Source organism: Aeromonas sp. 2MA4 (assembly GCF_029237305.1).
Lineage (GTDB): Bacteria > Pseudomonadota > Gammaproteobacteria > Enterobacterales > Aeromonadaceae > Aeromonas > Aeromonas salmonicida.
Genome location: NZ_JAACFY010000013.1, coordinates 118,642 through 138,768, shown reverse-complemented (window position 1 = coordinate 138,768; position 20,127 = coordinate 118,642). Strand labels below are relative to the sequence as shown.

The 20,127-nt window shown below is 60.9% G+C and carries 19 protein-coding genes; 14 read left to right on the top strand and 5 right to left on the bottom strand.

Annotated elements, in window-relative coordinates; translation table 11 throughout:
• Positions 1-141: 141 nt before the first annotated feature.
• From GWQ31_RS14410 to GWQ31_RS14400, 3 genes are all read right to left on the bottom strand, one after another.
• Positions 142-2,121, bottom strand: coding sequence for a bifunctional 2',3'-cyclic-nucleotide 2'-phosphodiesterase/3'-nucleotidase (locus GWQ31_RS14410; RefSeq protein ID WP_275909657.1), 1,980 nt, complete (start codon positions 2,119-2,121; stop codon positions 142-144).
• A gap of 126 nt (positions 2,122-2,247) precedes the next feature.
• A complete protein-coding gene (lysE, locus tag GWQ31_RS14405; protein WP_265461999.1) occupies positions 2,248-2,868 on the bottom strand; it encodes an L-lysine exporter in 621 nt (206 codons plus the stop codon).
• Between the two features lie 202 nt (positions 2,869-3,070).
• Complete coding sequence (locus tag GWQ31_RS14400) at positions 3,071-3,853, bottom strand: LuxR family transcriptional regulator (RefSeq protein ID WP_005315931.1); 783 nt, start codon at positions 3,851-3,853, stop codon at positions 3,071-3,073.
• Positions 3,854-3,915: 62 nt separating this feature from the next.
• Here GWQ31_RS14400 and GWQ31_RS14395 point away from each other — a divergent pair, with 62 nt between their 5' ends.
• From GWQ31_RS14395 to GWQ31_RS14345, 11 genes are all read left to right on the top strand, one after another.
• Complete coding sequence (locus tag GWQ31_RS14395; RefSeq protein ID WP_058394881.1) at positions 3,916-4,539, top strand: acyl-homoserine-lactone synthase; 624 nt, start codon at positions 3,916-3,918, stop codon at positions 4,537-4,539.
• A 265-nt stretch (positions 4,540-4,804) separates the two neighbouring features.
• A complete protein-coding gene (locus GWQ31_RS14390) occupies positions 4,805-5,704 on the top strand; it encodes a LysR family transcriptional regulator ArgP (RefSeq protein WP_265420677.1) in 900 nt (299 codons plus the stop codon).
• 100 nt (positions 5,705-5,804) lie between these two features.
• A complete protein-coding gene (locus GWQ31_RS14385) occupies positions 5,805-7,856 on the top strand; it encodes an exoribonuclease II (protein WP_265462000.1) in 2,052 nt (683 codons plus the stop codon).
• A 392-nt stretch (positions 7,857-8,248) separates the two neighbouring features.
• On the top strand, positions 8,249-8,842 hold the full coding sequence (locus GWQ31_RS14380; protein WP_265462001.1) for a TetR/AcrR family transcriptional regulator: 594 nt from the start codon (positions 8,249-8,251) through the stop codon (positions 8,840-8,842).
• 34 nt (positions 8,843-8,876) lie between these two features.
• Positions 8,877-9,923 carry a heparan-alpha-glucosaminide N-acetyltransferase domain-containing protein gene (locus GWQ31_RS14375; protein WP_275909654.1) on the top strand — a complete coding sequence of 349 codons (1,047 nt, stop codon included), beginning with the start codon at positions 8,877-8,879 and terminating at the stop codon, positions 9,921-9,923.
• A gap of 455 nt (positions 9,924-10,378) precedes the next feature.
• The gene (locus GWQ31_RS14370; protein WP_059111577.1) at positions 10,379-12,301 is read left to right on the top strand and encodes a PTS mannitol transporter subunit IICBA; all 1,923 of its coding nucleotides are present in this window, start codon (positions 10,379-10,381) and stop codon (positions 12,299-12,301) included.
• A 37-nt stretch (positions 12,302-12,338) separates the two neighbouring features.
• The gene (locus GWQ31_RS14365; protein WP_275909653.1) at positions 12,339-13,484 is read left to right on the top strand and encodes a mannitol-1-phosphate 5-dehydrogenase; all 1,146 of its coding nucleotides are present in this window, start codon (positions 12,339-12,341) and stop codon (positions 13,482-13,484) included.
• Between the two features lie 127 nt (positions 13,485-13,611).
• On the top strand, positions 13,612-14,133 hold the full coding sequence (locus GWQ31_RS14360) for an MltR family transcriptional regulator (protein ID WP_005315973.1): 522 nt from the start codon (positions 13,612-13,614) through the stop codon (positions 14,131-14,133).
• Positions 14,134-14,315: 182 nt separating this feature from the next.
• Entirely contained in the window at positions 14,316-16,103 is a 1,788-nt protein-coding gene (locus GWQ31_RS14355; RefSeq protein ID WP_275908299.1) for a sodium:proton antiporter, read from the top strand.
• Complete coding sequence (locus GWQ31_RS14350) at positions 16,100-16,684, top strand: DNA-J related domain-containing protein (protein ID WP_265420682.1); 585 nt, start codon at positions 16,100-16,102, stop codon at positions 16,682-16,684. The genes GWQ31_RS14355 and GWQ31_RS14350 overlap by 4 nt, the downstream gene beginning before the upstream one ends.
• Positions 16,685-16,741: 57 nt before the next feature.
• Entirely contained in the window at positions 16,742-16,990 is a 249-nt protein-coding gene (locus tag GWQ31_RS14345) for a hypothetical protein (protein WP_159165282.1), read from the top strand.
• Between the two features lie 41 nt (positions 16,991-17,031).
• Here GWQ31_RS14345 and GWQ31_RS14340 read toward each other — a convergent pair whose 3' ends face one another.
• The gene (locus GWQ31_RS14340) at positions 17,032-17,550 is read right to left on the bottom strand and encodes a mechanosensitive ion channel domain-containing protein (RefSeq protein WP_275909652.1); all 519 of its coding nucleotides are present in this window, start codon (positions 17,548-17,550) and stop codon (positions 17,032-17,034) included.
• A gap of 9 nt (positions 17,551-17,559) precedes the next feature.
• Positions 17,560-18,552, bottom strand: coding sequence for a zinc transporter ZntB (gene zntB / locus GWQ31_RS14335; RefSeq protein ID WP_005315978.1), 993 nt, complete (start codon positions 18,550-18,552; stop codon positions 17,560-17,562).
• A 105-nt stretch (positions 18,553-18,657) separates the two neighbouring features.
• Here zntB and GWQ31_RS14330 point away from each other — a divergent pair, with 105 nt between their 5' ends.
• The 3 genes from GWQ31_RS14330 to GWQ31_RS14320 all read left to right on the top strand — a co-directional run bounded on the left by GWQ31_RS14330 (position 18,658) and on the right by GWQ31_RS14320 (position 20,105).
• Entirely contained in the window at positions 18,658-19,110 is a 453-nt protein-coding gene (locus GWQ31_RS14330; protein ID WP_005315979.1) for a YaiI/YqxD family protein, read from the top strand.
• A 119-nt stretch (positions 19,111-19,229) separates the two neighbouring features.
• The gene (locus GWQ31_RS14325; protein ID WP_275909651.1) at positions 19,230-19,499 is read left to right on the top strand and encodes a PepSY domain-containing protein; all 270 of its coding nucleotides are present in this window, start codon (positions 19,230-19,232) and stop codon (positions 19,497-19,499) included.
• Between the two features lie 48 nt (positions 19,500-19,547).
• Complete coding sequence (locus GWQ31_RS14320; RefSeq protein WP_275909650.1) at positions 19,548-20,105, top strand: cytochrome b/b6 domain-containing protein; 558 nt, start codon at positions 19,548-19,550, stop codon at positions 20,103-20,105.
• The last annotated feature ends 22 nt before the right edge of the window (positions 20,106-20,127 follow it).

Sequence of the window (20,127 nt, the reverse complement as noted above, 5' to 3'; positions counted from 1 at the left end):
GGATATTTACAACGCGGAGCGGCCGCATCATGCGTTGAAATACAGAACCCCCGATGCGGTACATAGGGGGTTCTGAGTAGAGAAATGCTAGTTGAAAATGTGTAAACCTATTTCAGGACTAGACATGTTTTCCAGCCAGGGTTACTGACGGATCAGGCGGAAGATGGCGTAGCCCGGATGCTTGGCATCGTCCATCGGCAGGGTGGACTTGTACTCCAGATCCGCGCCAGCCAGTTGTTTGGCCTCCTCGCGGGGAGAAGAGTAGAGCCGCACGTCCACGTTGGCGGGCAGGGCCTTCATGTGCCAGTTGTTGTTGGCCGCCGGGCTGAAACCACCCGGGTTGTCGGCAGACTGGGCCTTCAGGTACTGGGCAATGATCTCCCGCGTCTCGGAGGGATCTTCATGCACTATGTTGCTGCCGTCTATGCCCGGGAAGTGACCGCCACCGCTGGCGCGGTAGTTGTTGGTCACCACGTAGAACTTCTGGACCGGGTCAATGGGCTGGCCGTTGAAGGTGAGCGCACTGATGCGCTGGCCGTTGCTGACCTTGTCCCCTTCCTTGTTGTACCGGGCCGGCTGGGTGATATCCACTTCATAGTTCACGCCATCGATCACATCGAAGTTGTAGGTGGGGAACTTCTCGTTCACCAGCCACTGCACCTCTGTCTTGCCGGTATCGATCTGGTTGAACTGGCCGGCGCTCATCTCCAGCCACTCCTTGACGGTAGCCCCGTTCACTTCGACCACCTGCAAGGTGTTCGGATAGATATAGAGGTCGGAGACGTTGCGCAGGGAGATGTCGCCCTGGGCCACATAGGTGAAGTCATTGATGCCGTTGCGACCGCCACGGAAGGGGGCCGCTACCGACAAAATGGGGTAGGACTCCCTGAGCAGACCGTCTTGTTGCAGCTGTTCGGCATAGCGGCGCTGGGCATCGCTCACCAGTTGCACCGAAGGGTCGTCCTGTACCAGAGCGAAGAAGCTGTGGATGGAGGAGGTGATCTTGCCGAGCGGTTCATCAAGCCACTGGTTGGTGGCATCGTGATCCGCCTGCACCAGATCGACGACCCGCTGATCCACGGCGCTGCCTTCGCTGGAATCGATCTTGCGCAGGCTGGCCTGGCTTTGCTTCACCTGCCACTTGCCCTCAACCTGCTCCAGGGTGAGGTCTATGATGCCCAGATGGTTGCCCCAATAGCCTGGCATCACGGTCGGCACGCCGCTCAGGGTGCCGGCCTGGTTGTCCACCTCCGGCAGATCCGGGAAATCACCGGGGAAGTTCTTGTGGGCATGCCCCAGCATAAGGGCATCCACCCCTTTTACCTTGGCCAGGTGCCAGGCGGAGTTCTCCATCATGGCTTCGTAGCTGCTGGCGTTGATGCCGGTGTGGGCAACCACGACCACTATGTCGGCGCCCTTGGCACGCAACTCGGGCACATAGTGGTTGGCGGTCTCGACCATGTCGGCCACCACCACCTTGCCTTCCAGATGACGCTTGTCCCACTGCAGCACCTGCGGTGGGGTCAGCCCCAATATGCCCACCTTGACGGTCTGCTCCTGCCCCTTGTCATCCTTCACCTTGCGCTCCAGCAGCAGGTAAGGGGTGAACTTGTTGCCACTCCAGTCTATTTGCCCCTTTGCATCGCGCTTGAAGGCGCCCGCCTCGAACACGTTGGCGTTCACATAGGGGAACTTGGCACCCTGCAGTGTCTTGGTGAGGTAATCCAGCCCGTAGTTGAATTCGTGGTTGCCCAGGTTTCCGGCGTCATAACCCAGCTCGTTCATGGCCTTGAACACGGGGTGGGCCTGCTTGTCGAGGTAACCGGCGCCCGATTGCTCGAAGATGTAATCCGCCAGCGGCGTGCCCTGGAGCAGGTCACCGTTGTCGAGCAGCAGGTTGTTGGGGTTTTCCGAGCGCGCCGCACGGATCAGCAAGGCGGTACGGGAGAGGCCAAACTTGCGATCTTCCTTGTTCTGGTAGTAATCGTATCCCAGCACGTTGGAGTGGATATCGGAGGTCTGGATCAGACGCAGGGCCACAGCGCCCGGTTGCGTCTTGCTGTCGTTTTCATTGCTACAGGCAGACAACAGCACTATGGCTGCAATAGCACCCAGCTTCATGGTTTTATTCACTGTTTTTCCCTTTTATTATGAGTGTCGCTTTACCAGCGACGGGAATTTAACAGACGAATATGTCATGGCATGAAGCCAGGATTAATTTTTATGAGGTGTGGCACAAAAATAGCCTTATGAGGCCAGCAAGGCCCCGCTCGCCAGTTGTAATGCCAGTCCCAACATGATTAAACCAACAATAGTATCAATAGCTTGCTGCACCCGGCCCCGTGCAAGCCAGGGCGAGAGCGCGGCCGCACCAAAGGCCAGACTGTAGAACCAGACCAGGGAAGCCAGCATGGCCCCTGCCGCAAAGGCCGGGCGCAACGGTTCGGCAAACTGGCTGCCAAAGGAGCCGAGCAGCATCAGGGTATCCAGATAGACGTGAGGATTGAGCAGGGTCACCCCGAGCGTCATGGCCAGCACGCTCTTGACCCCCATCAACCGGGGTGAATCCACCAGCGCAGCCCCCTGCCCTTGCCAGGCACTGCGCAGGGAGCGCATGCCGAACCAGCAAAGAAACAGCACACCACCCCAGGTCAGCAGTGCCAGCCCGATGGGACTGGCTGCCAGCAGGTTGGCCCCGCCGAATACCCCAATCCCGATCAGGATGAGATCACACAGACAGCAGAGCGTCGCAGCCAGCAGATGGTGATTGCGATGTATGCCCCGGCTCAGCACGAAAGCGTTCTGGGCACCAATGGGAATAATCATGGCAAGGCCAAGGGTGAAGCCTTGCAGAGTGGTCGCGAACATGGATAAACCGTCCAGAAGAGTGAGTGGACGGCACTATAAAGGGCGGTGGGGTGTTCAGAGAAATTCATTAATCTGCTGAGTGATTCATTTCTCTAATAAAGCGGGATCCTGAGGGCAGGGATGAATTCCATCCAGCACCAACTGTCAATTGCATGATCTGACAATTGTGAGCCTGTCGCTCTGCCCCGAGAATCATTGGGTTTTATTGCATCAGCTTGGGGAAGTTGGTGACAACGACCTGCTCCAGATTGGGCAGCAAAATGCCACTGCTCACCCCCTTGGCGATGGCCTGGTAGCGATTCATCGACCCCGTTTTACGGGTGACCTGATTGAGGTGGTAGTTCACGGTACGTTCCGTGATCCCCAGGATGCAGGCAATTTCACCCGACGTTTTCCCTTCGCTGGCCCAGAACAGGCATTCGGTCTCACGGTCAGTCAGGGCCTCCTGAGGGTCATCTTCCCGCAGACTGACCCGCACAATCCGGATCGCCGCCTCGAAGATGTAGTTGGACATCCAGGAGAGGATGGGCGAGGACTCCAGCAGCAGATCGCTTGACGCCCGCTCGGCAGTGATGAACGACAGTATGCCGTTTTCCCCCGCCGCACCGTGCAGCGGAAACGAAATACCGTTTCGCAGCCCGAACTCCGCCGCCAACCCCATCACATCCAGACTGCCCTCTTGCAGAAAACGCGCCCGTTCATCCAGTCGGTTCCAATAAATGGGCAAGGTCTGCTTGCGGGCCAGCTGGATGATGGGATCACAGGCCAGCATATGGTTGGCCGTATAGGCCTGCACCCAGGAGTCAGGGCACTGATTGAACAGCACCACCTTGGGCCTTTGCATCGACATGGGAATGATCAGTGCGAACCGGTAGTAGTCATAGCCCATACCGAGCGTGAATCGACCGATCAACTCGGCCAAACGATCCCCGTCTGTTACCGAAGTGAAATGTTCGAGGTACTCAAGCAGTTGGTCTTGTTTCATATGCTAGCCCCCCTGGCCAGGGCCTCGATTATAGCGCCGAACACTGAAATGGAGACATCTGAATGCTTGTTTTCAAAGGAAAATTAAAAGAACACCCCAGATGGGAGGTAGAAAACGAGCTTTATCGCTTCCGTAATCGCGTCTTCTCCGATCGTCTCGGCTGGGATGTGGAGTCTCACCGTGGTCTGGAGCAGGACAGCTTCGACACCCCGGACACCCATTGGGTGCTGATCGAGGACGAAGAAGGCCTGTGCGGCTGCATCCGTCTGCTCAGCTGCGCCCAGGATTACATGCTGCCCAGCATATTCCCCACCGCTCTCGCCGGGGAGATGGCACCACGCAGCAGCGATGTGTGGGAACTGACTCGCCTCGCCATCGACGCCAACCGGGCGCCGCGCATGGGCAACGGGGTGAGCGAGCTGACCTGCGTCATCTTCCGCGAGGTTTATGCCTTCGCCAGGGCGAAGGGGATCCGGGAACTGGTCGCCGTGGTCAGCCTGCCGGTGGAGCGTATCTTCCGCCGTCTCGGCCTGCCCATAGAGCGACTAGGTCACCGTCAGGCCGTGGATCTGGGCGCCGTGCGCGGGGTCGGAATCCGCTTTCATCTGGATGAACGTTTCGCCCGTGCCGTCGGCCACCCCATGCAGGGCGAGTATGCCGATGCCAGGGAACTGGTCACCGAGTAAACGCCACATAAAAAAATCCCGGGATAAGGCCCGGGATTAAAAGTTCTCGCTATGGCCCGTTTCCACCCCATGCAAAAACGGACGCAAAAGAGTATCTCCTGAATACCTTTTGACCACCACTGTCACATCTCGCAGTGACAAACCCGCTTTCACCCCGCACACCACGCCAGCCGTGCCTCTCGGCGATCCGGTCAGAGTTTCGTTGTCGTCCTGCCGTCACTCCAGTAGCATCTCTTCTCAATATTCTCTCTGATAAGGAATGCTGATGAAGGCGTTGGACTACAAGCTGCTGCTGGCGCTGGATGCCGTGATGCAGGAGCAGAACTTCGAGCGCGCCGCCCAGCGCCTGCACATCACCCAGTCCGCCATCTCACAGCGCATCAAGCAGCTGGAACAGCAGTTTGCCGAGCCGCTGCTCATTCGCAGCCAGCCACTGCAGGCGACCCCCCTTGGCCAAAAGCTGCTAGCCCACTACCGCCAGGTGCGCCAGCTGGAACTGGAGCTGGCCGGCGAGATCGCGCCCGACGAACCACAGGCCCCGATCCGGGTCAGCATAGCAGTCAACGCCGACAGCCTGGCAACCTGGTTCCTGCCCGCCCTCGCACCTCTGCTGGAGCAGCACCCCATAGAGCTGAACCTGCTGGTGGATGACGAATGCCGCACCCTGGATCGGGTGCGCGAGGGTCAGGCCTTCGGTGCCGTCAGCCTGCACGGCCAGCCACTGGCGGGCTGCTGCGTGGACGAGCTCGGCGAGATGCGCTACCTGCTCACCGCCAGCCCCGCCTTCGTCGCCCGTCACTTTCCCGCCGGGCTCACCCCGGCGGCACTGGCAAAGGCACCGGCGGTGGCCTTCGATCAGCGCGACGACATGCATGTGAGCTTCATGGCGCGCCACTTCGGGCTGGAACCCGGCGGCTATCCCTGCCACACGGTGCGCTCGTCGGAAGCCTTCGTCGCCATGGCCGAGCAGGGGCTCGCCTATTGCCTCATCCCCGAACTGCAGATCCGCCAGCAGCTGGCCCAGGGCAGCCTGCTCGATCTCAGCCCGCAGCATCACCTGGTCGAGCGCCTCTACTGGCACCGCTGGGTACTGGAGCGCGGGTTGCACAAACAGATCTCCCAGCGCCTGATCGATCAGGGGCGCAACGCACTGCACAGGGGCTGACGGGGCCATTCACCTTGGCTTTGGAGGGGTAAAAACGTATAGTGCTGGGCGATCCTTCATCAGGTCTCCACCCAGTTTTTCCACTTCAGGTTCCTCACTTATGTTCCAAGACAATCCGCTGCTGGCCCAGCTCAAGCAACAAATCCGCGAAAACATCCCCAAGAAAGAGGGTGTGATCCGCGCCTCGGACCGGGGCTTCGGCTTTCTGGAAGTCGATGAGAAGACCAGCTATTTCGTGCCGCCCCCCTACATGAAAAAGGTGATGCACGGTGACCGGGTGAGCGCCCTGATCCGTACCGAAAAAGAGAAGGAAGTGGCCGAACCGGATGCCCTGCTGGAGCAGGCAGTGACCCGTTTCGTCGGTCGCGTCAAAATGTTCCGTGACCGCCTCAACGTGGTGCCGGACCACCCCCTCATCAAGGATGCCATCAAGGCCCGCACCAAGAAGGGTCTGGATGAGACGTCCTTCAAGGAAGGGGACTGGGTGGTTGCGATCCTCAAGCGCCACGCCCTGAGTGATGGCAACTTCTCTGCCGAGATCATCGAAAAGATCGCCGATCAGGAAGACCACAATGTGCCCTGGTGGGTGGTGCTGGCTCGCCACAACCTGGCCCAGATAGAACCGGCGGATCTGCCGGAGTGGAAGGTGATCGAGGAAGAGGAGCTGCCACGTACCGACCTGACCGCGACCCCCTTCTTCACCATTGACGGCGCCAAGACCAAGGACATGGATGACGCCCTGGCCATCCGCAAACTGGACAACGGCTGGGAGCTGCTGGTCGCCATCGCCGACCCGACCGCCTATGTGGCCGAAGGCAGCGAGCTGGACAAGGAAGCCGCCCAGCGCGCCTTCACCGTCTACATGCCGGGTCGCAACGTGCCCATGATACCGCGCACCCTCTCGGACGAGCTCTGCTCCCTGAAAGAGGGCGAGGAGCGCAACACGCTCTGCGCCCGCCTGCTGATCGCCGAAGATGGCCTGCTGCTGGAGGAGACCGAATTCTTCGCCGCCCGCATCATCTCCCATGCCCGTCTCAACTATGACGAGGTCTCCGACTGGGCCGAACAGGGTAAACCTCTCGAGATCGACGCCGGCGTGATGGCCCAGCTGCCGCTGATGAAGGCCATGACGGAGGCGCGGATCAAGTGGCGTACCGAGCACGCCCTGGTGTTCCCGGACAGACCCGACTACGACTTCGAGCTGGGGGAGAACGGCGCCGTGCTGGCCATTCACGTGGAACCGCGCCGCATCGCCAACCGCATGATCGAAGAGTCGATGATCGCGGCCAACATCTGCGCCGGTCGCGTGCTGGGCAAGAGCGTCGGCTACGGCATCTTCAACGTCCACACAGGGTTCGATGAAGAGTCCCTCGACGGCGCCATCGACCTGCTGAAAAGCGCCGAGGCCCCGTTCGAGCGCGACGAGATCGCCAGCCTGACCGGCTTCTGCGCCCTGCGCCGCTGGATAGACAACCTGGACACCCGCTGGCTGGATGGCAAGATCCGCCGCTTCCAGAGCTATGCGCTGATGTCCTCCGAACCGGGTGCCCACTACGGCCTGGGGCTGGATGCCTACGCGACCTGGACCTCCCCGATCCGCAAATACGGCGACATGGTCAACCATCGCCTGCTCAAAGCCGTCATCGCCGGCAAGACCCCGGGCGATCGTCCTAGCCAGGAGCTGACCGAGCACCTGACCGCCTGTCGTCGCCTGCACCGCATGGTGGAACGCGACATCGGCGACTGGCTCTATGTCCGTTACCTCAAGGCTGCCGCCGGCACCGATCAGGTGTTCAACGCCGAGATCATCGACGTGATGCGCGCCGGTCTCAAGCTGCGCCTGCGCGAAAACGGCGCCGTTGTCTTCATGCCCGCCCGTCACATCCTGGACAACAAGGATCGACTGGAGTGCAACTGGGACAATGGCCGCGTCTACCTGGACAAGACCGAAGTGGTCTATGAACTGGGTCAGGTTATCGAGGTCAAGCTGAGTGAAGCGGTGGAAGAGACTCGTTCCCTCATCGCCAAACCGGCAGTGGAGCTGGTACCAGGCCCGGCACCGGAAGCCCCGGTGGCCGACAGTGCCGTAACCGAGAACAAGGTAGCCGACAGCACTGAGACACCAGCCGAGGCAGCCCCCAAGGCGGAATAAGCCAAGCCTCTACAGCTCGATGCAAAAGCCCGCAACCCTGCGGGCTTTTTTATACCCCTTGTTCATGGCCGGCAGGAAGACGATGCCCCGCCCTCAGCCCCCTTGAGCCTACAGACGAGCGCTCTGATGAGCGGTTGGCCCGACGAGAAGATGGCCAGGAGTGCAATGACCTTCTACCTGTCTTGGCCTTGACCGGCTTTGGGTCCGGGTTATTCGGAAACCTCACTGACCGCTCGGCGGACGCATGGTTTGCCCCGGAGTATGCCGACCAAGGAGATGCCTCCTCTTGGCTAACTGTGGCTTGCTTCTTTTTCACACCGGAGATAAGGTGAACACCTAAAATGAACGAACGTTCGCTCACGTAATGTCGACCAGCAGAGAGGAAGCCGACCATGTCCATCAATCACAACCGCCTGGAGCAGCGGCGGGAGCTGATCATCCAGGCAGCCCTCGGCTGCTTCATCGAGCGGGGCTTCCACCAGACAGGGATGCGCGACATAGCCGCCGCCGCAGGGGTGAGTCTGGGCAACCTCTATAACCACTTCGCCCGCAAAGAGGAGCTGATCGCGCTGATCGCCTCGCTGGAAGCCGCCGAGTTGCAGCCCCTGCTGGATGAGCTGGATCAGGGCTCCGCCCGCGCGGCACTGGCCCGCTTCGCCGCTGGCTATCTCGCCTGGTCGCAGACGCCGGAGAATCTACTGCTCGGCACCGAAATCCTGGCCGAGCTGACCCGCCACCCCGAGATGGCCGCCACCTTCGCCAGCAACCAGCGCCAGCTGTGCGATGCCCTTGCCAATACGGTACGGCGGGGACAGCAGGAGGGATTTCTGGAGGCAAGACTGGACCCCGATCTCACCGCCCAACTGCTGCTGGACGGGCTGGAAGGGCAGGCACTGCGCGATGCACTTGTCCTCCATCCGGATCAGCCCTCAGCGGCGCAACGACTGCCACAACTGCTGGACCTGCTGCTGGGGCCGGCCAACTGAGCCATGGTTTCATCTCCTGCGAGGCAAGCCGATCATGACATCGTCATCCAATAGACTGGAAGGGCTGGATCTGGCCCGCGCCATGGCCCTGCTCGGCATGGTGCTGGTGAACTTTCGCATCGCCATGGGTGTGCTGACAGGCGGGCCTGACTGGCTCAAAGCCCTGCTGGATGCGCTGGAGGGTCGTTCTGCCGCCAGCTTCGTGGTGCTGGCCGGCATAGGTCTCGGTCTCTCGAGCCGCAAGCTGAGCTGGCCGACAGCCATGCAGCACACCGCCAAGCGGGCCCTGTTTCTGCTGATCCTGGGACTGCTCAACTATCTGGTGTTTCCAGCCGACATCATCCACTACTACGCCGTTTATTTCCTGCTGGGGGCTTGCTGCCTGCGGTTACCCTCCCTCTGGCTGCTCTCCCTGATCCCCCTGCTGGCAGCGGGCTTCGTCATCCTGCTGTTTCACTTCAATTACGATCAGGGTTGGCAGTGGCACAGCTTCAGCTACCCCGAGTTCTGGACCCTGAACGGCTTCGTCCGCAATCTGCTGTTCAATGGCTGGCACCCTGTGGTGCCCTGGCTGGGCTTTCTGCTCTACGGCCTCTGGCTGAGTCGTCAGGCCCTCGAGAACGCGAGCGTACAGAGATGGCTGCTGGCCGGTGGGGTGAGTGCCATGGTGCTGGCCAGGGGGTTGTCGCTCTGGTTGTCGACCCTCTTGCCGAGCCCAGAGCTGGCGCCGCTGCTGGCGACCCAACCCATACCTCCGGCACCGCTCTACCTGCTGTTTGGCATGGGGGGGGCCAGCACCCTGATCGCGCTCTGCCTCTGGCTCGGCCGCACCCTGCCCACTGCTCGCTGGTGGCGAGTCTGGCTGCCAGTTGGTCGGCAGACCCTGACACTCTATATCGCCCATATCATGCTCGGCATGGGCGTGCTGGAGGGGCTGGGCTGGCTGCAGGGGCAAGATCTGCCCGAAGTGGTACTGGCCGCCACCCTCTTCGCCCTGGCGGCCCTGTTGTTCGCCAATCTGTGGAACCTGCGCTTCGCCAGAGGACCACTGGAGGGAGTAATGCGCCGCTTGTGCGGTTGAATGCCAATCATGAAAAACTGAAAGTGGGTTACAAACCTACTGACTCATTGGTGATTAATGAGAAAATACTACCTATCCATCGTTATCCCTCTCGGATTTTGCATCTCACACACTGACCCGTTTGAATACAAATTAAGTATTCGTGACAGCCATCACATTGACAACGGGTTTGCGCAAACCACAAAAGGTGACTCAAATCACATTAAATAGGTGGTGGCGGCAAGAAAGATCGAAATGTAGCCAAACTACAGAGCTTGAATGTGATCAGGGTCACTACTTAGGGAGGGGGTATGGCTGGGTATTTGAGAGGTACGTCACAAGACACCCCGTTTTCAGCCTAATTTGATCACAAGCTGGTAGATTGAAGTTGCTTAGACGACTGGGATGGGGGTTCGGCAAAACCCGTCATCCCGACTACCACTTTTAATCAAACAGGCTTAAAACGGGGTCCCGACATGTTATCACCGGATACCAAAGTCAAGATACAGAATTTTGGACGCTTCCTGTCCAATATGGTCATGCCCAACATAGGCGCTTTCATCGCCTGGGGCTTTATTACCGCTCTCTTCATTCCCACCGGCTGGCTGCCAAGCGAAACCTTGGCCAAGCTGGTCGGCCCCATGATCACCTATCTGCTGCCGCTGCTGATTGGCTATACAGGCGGCAAGCTGATGGGCGGTGAGCGGGGCGGCGTGGTCGGTGCCATCACCACCATGGGCGTGATCGTCGGTACCGACATCCCCATGTTCATGGGTGCCATGATGGTCGGTCCGCTGGGTGGCTGGGCCATCAAGCGCTTCGACAAAGTGATGGAAGGGCGCGTCAAGAGCGGCTTCGAGATGCTGGTCAACAACTTCTCCGCCGGTCTCATCGGCATGTTGCTGGCTATCCTCGCCTTCTTCGTGATCGGTCCCTTCGTCAAGGTGCTCTCCGGCGTACTGGCGGGTGGCGTCGGCTTCCTGGTGGAAAACCACATGCTGCCGCTCACCTCCATCTTCGTTGAACCAGCCAAGATCCTGTTCCTCAACAACGCCATCAACCACGGCATCTTCTCGCCGCTGGGGATCCAGCAGGCGACCGAACAGGGCCGCTCCATCTTCTTCCTGATAGAAGCGAACCCGGGCCCGGGCATGGGCGTGCTGCTGGCCTATATGGTATTCGGCCGTGGTGCCGCCAAGCAGTCCGCGGCTGGCGCCTCCATCATTCACTTCTTCGGCGGCATCCACGAGATCTACTTCCCGTATGTGCTGATGAACCCGCGCCTCATTCTGGCGGTGATCGCCGGTGGCATGACAGGGGTCTTCACCCTGACTCTGTTCAACGCCGGTCTGGTCTCCCCAGCCTCACCGGGTTCCATCTTCGCCGTGCTCTTGATGACGCCGAAAGCCTCCCTGATCGGGGTTGCCCTCTCCATCATCAGCTCGACCCTGGTCTCCTTCCTGGTCGCCGCCGTGTTCGTTCGCGCCCAGCAGCCGGAAGCCGACGAGGCCGACGCCCTGGGTGAAGCCACCCGCAAGATGAAAGCCATGAAGGGCGGCAAACCCGAAACCGCGGCGGCCAAGAAGCCGGGCGGCGAACTGATGGCGGTGCGCAATATCGTGGTCGCCTGCGATGCGGGCATGGGATCCAGCGCCATGGGTGCCGGCATGCTGCGCAAGCGGGTACAGGCCGCCGGGCTCGACATCAGCGTCACCAACCGCGCCATCGATCAACTCGACGATCAGGTGGATTGGGTCATCACCCACAAGGATCTGACCGAACGGGCCCGTCGTCATGCGCCGAACGCTCACCATATCTCGCTGACCAACTTCCTCGACAACGGCCTCTATCAGGAGCTGGTGCAGAACCTGACACTGGCGGCCAACGATGACGTGGCCAACCCGCAACTGCTGGTCGCGGCCAACGATGACAACTACGAACTTCAAGCGGCTGAAGTGTTCACCCTGAGCCGTCACGACGTGCATCTGGGACTCAAGGCCGACAACAAGGAGGCCGCCATCCTGACCGCTGGCAGACTGCTGGCGGAACGGGGCTATGTGGCACCGGATTACGTCAACGCCATGCTGGAGCGCGAGCAACTGGTCTCCACCTACCTCGGCGAGTCCATCGCCGTGCCCCACGGCACCATAGCCGCTAAGGAGTTTGTGAAGCGCACCGGCATCGTCATCTGCCAGTATCCGGCCGGCGTCGCCTTTGGCGAGGCGGCGGACGAGGTGGCACGACTGGTGATCGGCATCGCCGCCCGCAACGACGAACACATGCAGGTAATAACCCGCCTGACCAATGCACTGGATGAACCCGGTCTCATCGACCGGCTGGCCAGCACCACGGACCCCCAGGAATTTCTGGATCTGCTGGGTGCCGAACAGGCTGCGTAATCATCCTTCATCGTCTTTGGTTGTAGAGGTTAATATCATGAAAACATTGCATTTTGGTGCCGGTAACATCGGTCGTGGCTTCATCGGGAAATTGCTGGCCGACGCCAGCCATCAGGTCACCTTCGCCGACGTCAACGAGACCCTGATCGATCAGCTCAACCACCGTCAGGAGTACAAGGTGCACGTGGTGGGAGCGGATCAAAAGCTGGACGTGGTACGCAACGTAGCGGCGGTCAGCTCCGCCGGACACGAGGTAATCGCCCGTATCATCACCGCCGATCTGGTCACCACGGCGGTCGGCCCCAACATTCTGGACAAGATTGCCAGCACCCTGGCCAAGGGGCTGCAGGCCCGTTTCGATGCCGGCAACCTGAGCCCGCTCAACGTCATCGCCTGCGAGAACATGGTGCGCGGCACCAGCCACCTCAAGCAGGAGGTACTCAAGTACCTGCCGGTCGCGTATCATGCCACGCTCGAATCCTGCGTCGGCTTCGTCGACTCGGCGGTGGATCGCATAGTGCCGCCTGCCGCGGCCAACGACGATCCGCTGGAAGTGACGGTGGAGAGCTTCAGCGAGTGGATCGTCGACCAGACCCAGTTCAAGGGCGAACTGCCCCAGGTGGCGGGCATGGAGCCCACCGACAACCTGATGGCCTTCGTCGAGCGCAAGCTGTTCACCCTCAACACGGGCCATATCGTCACCGCTTACCTCGGCAAGTTGCGGGGCTACCACACCATTCGTGAGGCGATCGAGGATCCGGTGATCCGCAGCAAGGTGCGCCGCGCCATGGAGGAGAGCGGAGCCGTGCTGGTGAAACGCTACGGCTTCGATCCGCGTCTGCACGCCGCCTACATAGAGAAGATCCTGGCCCGCTTCGCCAACCCCTATCTGGTGGACGAAATTGACCGGGTCGGCCGTCAGCCGCTGCGCAAACTGGCGGCAGGGGATCGGCTGGTCAAGCCGCTGCTCGGCACCCTGGAGTACGGCCTGCCCAGCGACCATCTGCAAGAGGGAATCGCAGCGGCGCTGCACTATCACAACGCCGATGATCCCCAGGCGATGGAACTGCAGGCCCTGCTGACGGAACTTGGGCCGGCCCAGGCCCTGGCCCGGGTGACCGGCCTTGCCGCCGACAGCGACATAGTCAGTGCCATCGTCACCCGTTACGACAGCTTGAAGTAACCCTGATGGGGCGCACTCACCGCCAGACAGCCGCCTCAACCGGTTGAATGGCATGGGAATTCGCCTCATATGATAAAAACCGGGAGAGAGGCACTCTCTCTCCCAGTCAGCTGGACCCAATGCACCTATGACCACACACCAGGAAGATGAAGTACTGGAGCGACTGAACGAGCAGGATGGCCCCCGCGGCTTCTTTCTCGAAGTCGTGACCATCCTGGAAGAGGCGGTCGACTCCCTGATGCGGCGAGCCTTTCGCCAGGAGGAGTATGCCGTCAAATACGCCATCGAACCCCTGCTCAACCAGAGCGGCCCCCTCGGCCAGCTGGAGGTGCGCCTCAAACTTATCTTTGCCCTCGGCCTCATCTCTCTGGAGCGCTATCAGGATCTCGAAGCCTACCTGAAGATCCGCGATTTTCTGGTGCGCGATCCCAAGGATTACCGCTTCAGCGACAAGCCCATTCGCGATCTGCTGGACAGGCTGCATTGCCTGAACCAGGGCAGCATGATGCCGCAGGATCCCCCTGCCAACGAGGAGGACTGGCCCTTCTACCAGATGCAGCTCAACCGGCTCGATCAGGTGGTGCGCTCGGCCCTGGTGCTGGCGGTGGCCGACTGTGTCACCGACCTTCACAAAGAGAGCCCCATCTAATTCGACGGATAATGGCGGCGTAGCGCCCCCCCACACCTCTGCGGCCACGCCCTGTCCGGCCCACCATGACGCCGACTGTCGCGCAGCTCCCCGCGGCACTTGCTCCCAACCTCTGCGGGTGTCAATCTAGCCATCTTCCCCGCTACACTTCCTCCAAGCTCATTACCTGAATCGAGGTCTGCATGACTGCTCTTTCCCTGGCCGGGATCGCCCTGGTCTCAGTGCTGGCCCAATGGCTCGCCTGGTCACTGCGAGTGCCCGCCATTTTGTTTCTGCTGCTCACCGGCCTGACCCTGGGACCGGTCAGCGGCCTGCTCGACCCCGATGCCCTGCTCGGGGACCTGCTGTTCCCGCTGGTCTCTCTGTCGGTGGCCATCATCTTGTTCGAGGGTGCCCTGACCCTGCATCTGACGGAACTCAAGGGGATCGGCAAGGTGGTGCGCAACCTCTGCTCCACCGGCATGCTGGTCAGCTTCGCCGTCATCGGCAGCGCCAGTTACTTCCTGCTGGGACTGGACTGGCGGGTCGCCATGCTGCTCGGCGCCGTGCTGGTGGTAACCGGCCCCACTGTGGTTGCCCCCATGCTCAACGTGATCCGTCCTACCCGGGAGGTGGATCGCATACTGCGCTGGGAAGGGATAGTCATAGATCCCATCGGTGCCTTGTTCGCCGTGCTGGTGTTCGAGGCGGTACGCCTCGGCAGTCAGGGCGATCTGCTCAGTCACACCCTGCTGGCACTGGCAAAAACGGTGGGGGTCGGCTCCTTCATCGGGGTGGCCGCCGGCTGGCTTACCACACTGCTGATCCGCAAGGACTGGCTGCCGGTCAGCCTGCACAAGTTCGGGGTACTGGCGCTGGTGCTGGTCACCTTCAGCCTCTCCAACTGGCTCAGTCACGAATCCGGCCTGCTGGCGGTGACCGTATTCGGCATCTGGCTTGCCAATCAGGATGGGCTGGATCTGGAAGAGGTGCTGGCCTTCAAGGAAGATCTCGCTGTCATCCTCATTTCCTCCCTGTTTATCCTGCTGGCGGCCCGCCTCGATCTGGCCCAGCTCTGGCAGCTCGGCCCCATGGTGCTGGCACTGCTGTGCGTGGTGCAGTTCGTGGCACGCCCACTCTGCATCCTGGTCTCGACCTGGGGCTCGGATCTCTCCTGGCAGGCCCGCGCCCTGCTGAGCTGGATAGCGCCGCGGGGCATAGTGGCGGCGGCGGTCAGTGCCTCCTTCGCCATCAGCCTGCATCAGGCCGATATTCCCGATGCGGACAAGCTGGTACCCCTGGTGTTTGCGGTGATCATCTCCACTGTGGTGTTGCAGAGCCTGACCTCGGCGCCGCTGGCGGGCCTGCTCGGGATGCGTCAGAGCGCCCCCAACACCTGGCTCATCATAGGTGCCAACTCTGTGGCCAGGGCCATAGGCAAGGCGCTGGCGGATCAGGGAGTCCCTGTCTATCTTTCTGATCCTGCTTGGGAATTTTACAAGCAGGCACGCATGAGCAACCTGCCCTGCTATTTCGGCAACCCCCAATCGGAGCATGCCGAGCTGCATCTGCCGCTCACCAGCATCAGTACAGTGCTGGCGCTCTCCCCCAACCGTCACAACAACGCCCTCGGCGTGCTGCACTTCGCCCACCTCTACGGTGAAGAGAAGGTCTACTCCCTGCGCTCCAGCGAACAGCACGGCAAGGCGAACCGGGAGAGTGCCACCTTCCGCGCCCGCCAAAACCTGTTCGGGCCCGATATCAACTACGCCCGCTTGAGCGGCCTGCTGAGCCGGGGCGGCCAGATCAAGGCGACTCGCCTGAGCGACACCTTCGACTGGGCGCAATATCAGGAAGCCAACCCCGGTGCCATACCGCTGTTCGTACTGGATGCCAGGGCGCAGCCCCGCATCGTCACAGGTCTGGTCACGCCTCTGTCAGGAGAGTTGCTGATAGCCCTGCAACCGCCGAAGGAGACGGCCAGCTCATGAGTGAGACACAGCACTGTCACAACCCGCTGCTCGCCCCCCTGCTGACACTGCTACAAGAGGCAGCGGCCAGCTACAAGGTGCACGAACTGCTGGCCGCCCTGCGCCAGCAAGGGGCCATTCCCACCCTGGCCGGGGATGAACAGCTGCAGCTGTTTCGGGTCAACTTTCTGATCATGAATGCCCTCTACCAGTTGCAGGCTGAGCTCTATGACGCTGGGTGGTGGCTGGTGATCAGCTCCCTGGATATCCGGCTAGAGCCCCTTGCCGGGGCAACAGATACTCGCCAGAGGTTGGCCCTCGGCCAGTCTCTGCGCAACTACTACCTCGACTGGCAGGTGTTCTGGCAGACCGACCGGGAAGAGGTGGAGGCTCTGCTCAACCGCTTCTGGCGCGCTTATGACGGAGCGGGACACAGGGCGGAGGCGCTGGCCCTGTTCGAACTGACCGCCGATGCCAGCCAGGAGACAGTTCGCCGACGCTGGCGGGAGCTTGCCCTGCAACATCATCCGGATCGGGGTGGCGATGCAGAGACCTTCATCCGCATGCGCTGGGCCTGGGAGTGTCTGAACACGGCCAGATGAATCAGGCAGATTCAGCCACTAGACTTGAAGAGGCGCTATGAGTCACAGGAGGACGTCATGACAGTCAATGAACTTCGCCAGCTCTATCAGCAGCAAGCCTTCAAGGAAGCCGAGATACTGCAAGATGCCATACTGCCGGGCTGGATCGTGGAGTTCAGAGGGCAAGATGGCCGCTTGTACGAGATGACTGACACCCTGGGTTGCCCCCTTTCGTTCGGCTCGGTCGAAGAGGCCCGCCAGCACATTCATCTGGTGGCAGACTGCCCCATCCAGGTCGAGCATCTCTATCGCTTCTTCGAACGCTGATAGAGACACATGATCAAAAAAGGCTCCTCGTGGAGCCTTTTTCATTCTGGCTGCAGGGGGTCTGCCACCTTGCCCTCCCGTCGCCTGACCGGCTTTTGCAGGATCAGGTTGGCGGGATAGGTGACCAGATCGCCGTTGTCATCCCGCACCCGCACATAGAAAAGACCGATCTCGGTGATGACGCCGGTGACGGAATCATCCTTGTCGAGGATGCGGATCCGGTCGCCAATCTTGTAGGGAAAGGCGAAGAAGATGGTGATGCTGGCGGTGATGTTGGAGAGGATCGACCACTGGGCCACCATGGCCACCCCGAGCACGGCGAAGAAGGAGGAGGCGAGCACCACCAGCCGTGAAAAATCGAGCCCCCATACCCCGGCCAGGATCAGCAGGGTGGCGCAGCCAAGCAAAAAGTGGAACACGTGCTCCACATAGAGCACCCGGTTTTCACTCACTTGTCGGGTATGGGCCAGCGCCAGCAGGCTCTTGTGAATGAGGCTGCGGATCAGGGTGTGGCCCAGCAACAGCAGCAGGGTCACGCCAAAAGATTGCCAGGTTGTCATGATTGTTCCTTACCACCAGCGTCTGTGTTTGAGCCAGACCGCCAGCCCGGTGGCCAGCGCCACCAAGGATCCGCAGAAGACCCAGAATGCGGTCGGGCTCTCGGCCCCAGGAATACCGCCCAGGTTGATGCCAAACAGACCGGTCAGGAAACTGGCGGGCAAGAACAGCAGCGCCATCACCGACATCTGGTAGGCGCGGCGGTTGGTCGCCTCCGCCATCAGGTTGTTGATCTCGTCCGCCAGCACACCGGTGCGGGCCACGCCGGCATCGAGATCATCGAGCCAGCGGCGCAGACGGTCAGCGATGTCGAGCAGGCGGCGGCGGTCATCTTCGTCCAGCCAGCTGATCTTCTCGTTGGCCAGACGCGCCACCAGATCCCGCTGGGGGGAGAGGTAGCGGCGGATCATGATGAGTTGCTTGCGGATCCGCGCCAGTCGGCCGTTGGCGGGCAGGTCGCGGGCCAGCACATGCTCCTCCAGCTCCAGGATCTGATCATGCAGCTCTTCCACAAACTCCCCCGCCCTGTCGGTCAGGGCATCACACACCTCCACCAGCCAGTCGGCCGGGGTATCGGCACCACCGCCCTGCGTCAGCTGGTTGAACACGTCCTGCTCGGAGAGCAGCGGACGACGACGGCTGCTGATGATGAGATCTGGTGTGATGAAGATACGCAGCGCCACCATCTCTTCCGGCCTGTGATCCTTGTTGTGATTGATGCCTCGCAGGATCAGCAGCACAGTCTCTCCCATCCGCACCAGCTTGGGCCTGTTGCTCTGGCCGAGCAGGGATTCCTTGGCCGCATCATTGAGCAAGGGGGTTTGCAGCAGCCAGCGGGCCGCCTCCGGATTGCCGTAATCCAGATGCAGCCAGCCAGGGCTTTTCCCCGGGATCTCGCTCCCCGCCGCCAGTGGCTGCATGCCACCCTTGCCATCCAGGGTCAGGGCATAAATCACATCGCTGGGTACCCGATCCATCTGCTCGTCCTTTTCATTCAGTCTCATCGGGCCAGCTTACACTAAAGCCCGGCCTGACTCAGCCCCGGGGCAGCCGCTCCTCACCAGCCGTGCTAAGATGCGACCCTCGTTTCAGACACAGGAAACCATGCCATGCCCATCTGGGTTGATGCCGATGCCTGCCCCCTCCCGGTCAAGGAGATCCTTTACCGCGCCGCCCACCGCGCCCAGGTCGTCACCACGCTAGTGGCCAATCAGGGACTGCGGGTTCCGCCCTCCCCCTACATCAAAACCCAGCAGGTAGAGAAGGGATTCGATGTGGCAGATCATGTCATTGCCCAGCAAGTCATACCGGGGGATCTGGTGATCACCGGCGACATTCCCCTTGCTTCCTGGGTGATAGATGCCGGTGGCGAGGCGCTCAATCCCCGTGGCGAGATCTACACCCGCGAGACCATACAGGCCCGTCTCGGCATGCGTAATTTCATGGAAGAGCTGCGCTCGGCCGGGGTGCAGACAGGCGGCCCGGCCCCCTTCAACGCGGCCGACAAGCAGCGCTTCGCCAACGCCCTCGACAAGTGGCTGCTCAAGGGCAAGCTGAGCTGATCCAGCCTCCCCGGCTTGCGGCCGGGGATATTCATGCCTATCCCCTTTTGCTTAATTTTTCCTTAAGTCTGACGCCCTAACCTTGCGGCTGTTCATCCCCCACCCGCAAGGAACCCGCAATGAAACTGACACCACTGTTGTTACTGCTCCCCCTGTTTAGCGCCACTGTACTGGCCGGCCCCCAGTGTACCCAGACCGACAAGACGCAATGGCTGAGCGAAGCCGAGGCCCGGCAGCAGATCAAGGCCATGGGCTACGACATCAAGAAGTTCAAGGTGACCAAGACCCACTGCTACGAGATCTACGGTTGGGACAAGGACAAGCGCAAGGTCGAGATCTACTTCGACCCGACTGACCTGAAGAAAGTGAAAGAAGAGATAGACCAGTAGCGCAACCATGGGCCGGTCCGTCGCCGGCCTCTTTGATGGAGTCTTGCCATGACAACCTCGTCTGAAGTGAAGGTCTGGGATCCCCTCATCAGAGGGTTTCACTGGGCGACCGTGATCCTCTGCCTGCTCAACTTCTTCGTACTGGAAGAGGGCAGCAGGAACCACAGGTATGTCGGCTATGGGTTGGCTGCCCTGCTGCTGATCCGGCTGCTGTGGGGTCTGGTGGGCTCTTACTACGCCCGTTTCGGCCAATGGTGGCCGACCCCTACCCGCGTCCGTGACTACCTGCGCCAGCTGGCCCGGGGTCGTCACCCCTACTATCTGGGTCACAACCCGCTCGGGGCCCTGATGATCTGGGTGCTGTTGCTGTCACTGGTCGGCACCATAGCCACCGGCTGGCTCACCACCTGGGATGCATTCTGGGGGGAAGAGTGGATCGAAGAGGCCCATGAGGTCGTCGTCAATACCCTGCTGGCCATCATAGCCGTGCACGCCGCCGTGGTGATCCTGACCGACCTCCTCACCCGCAGCGATCTGCTGCGTGCCATGGTGGTAGGGAAAAAACGGGTGCCCGCCGATGCCAGAGTGGAAGATCCGCGCAGTTAATGACCGGGCCGGCCCACCGGCC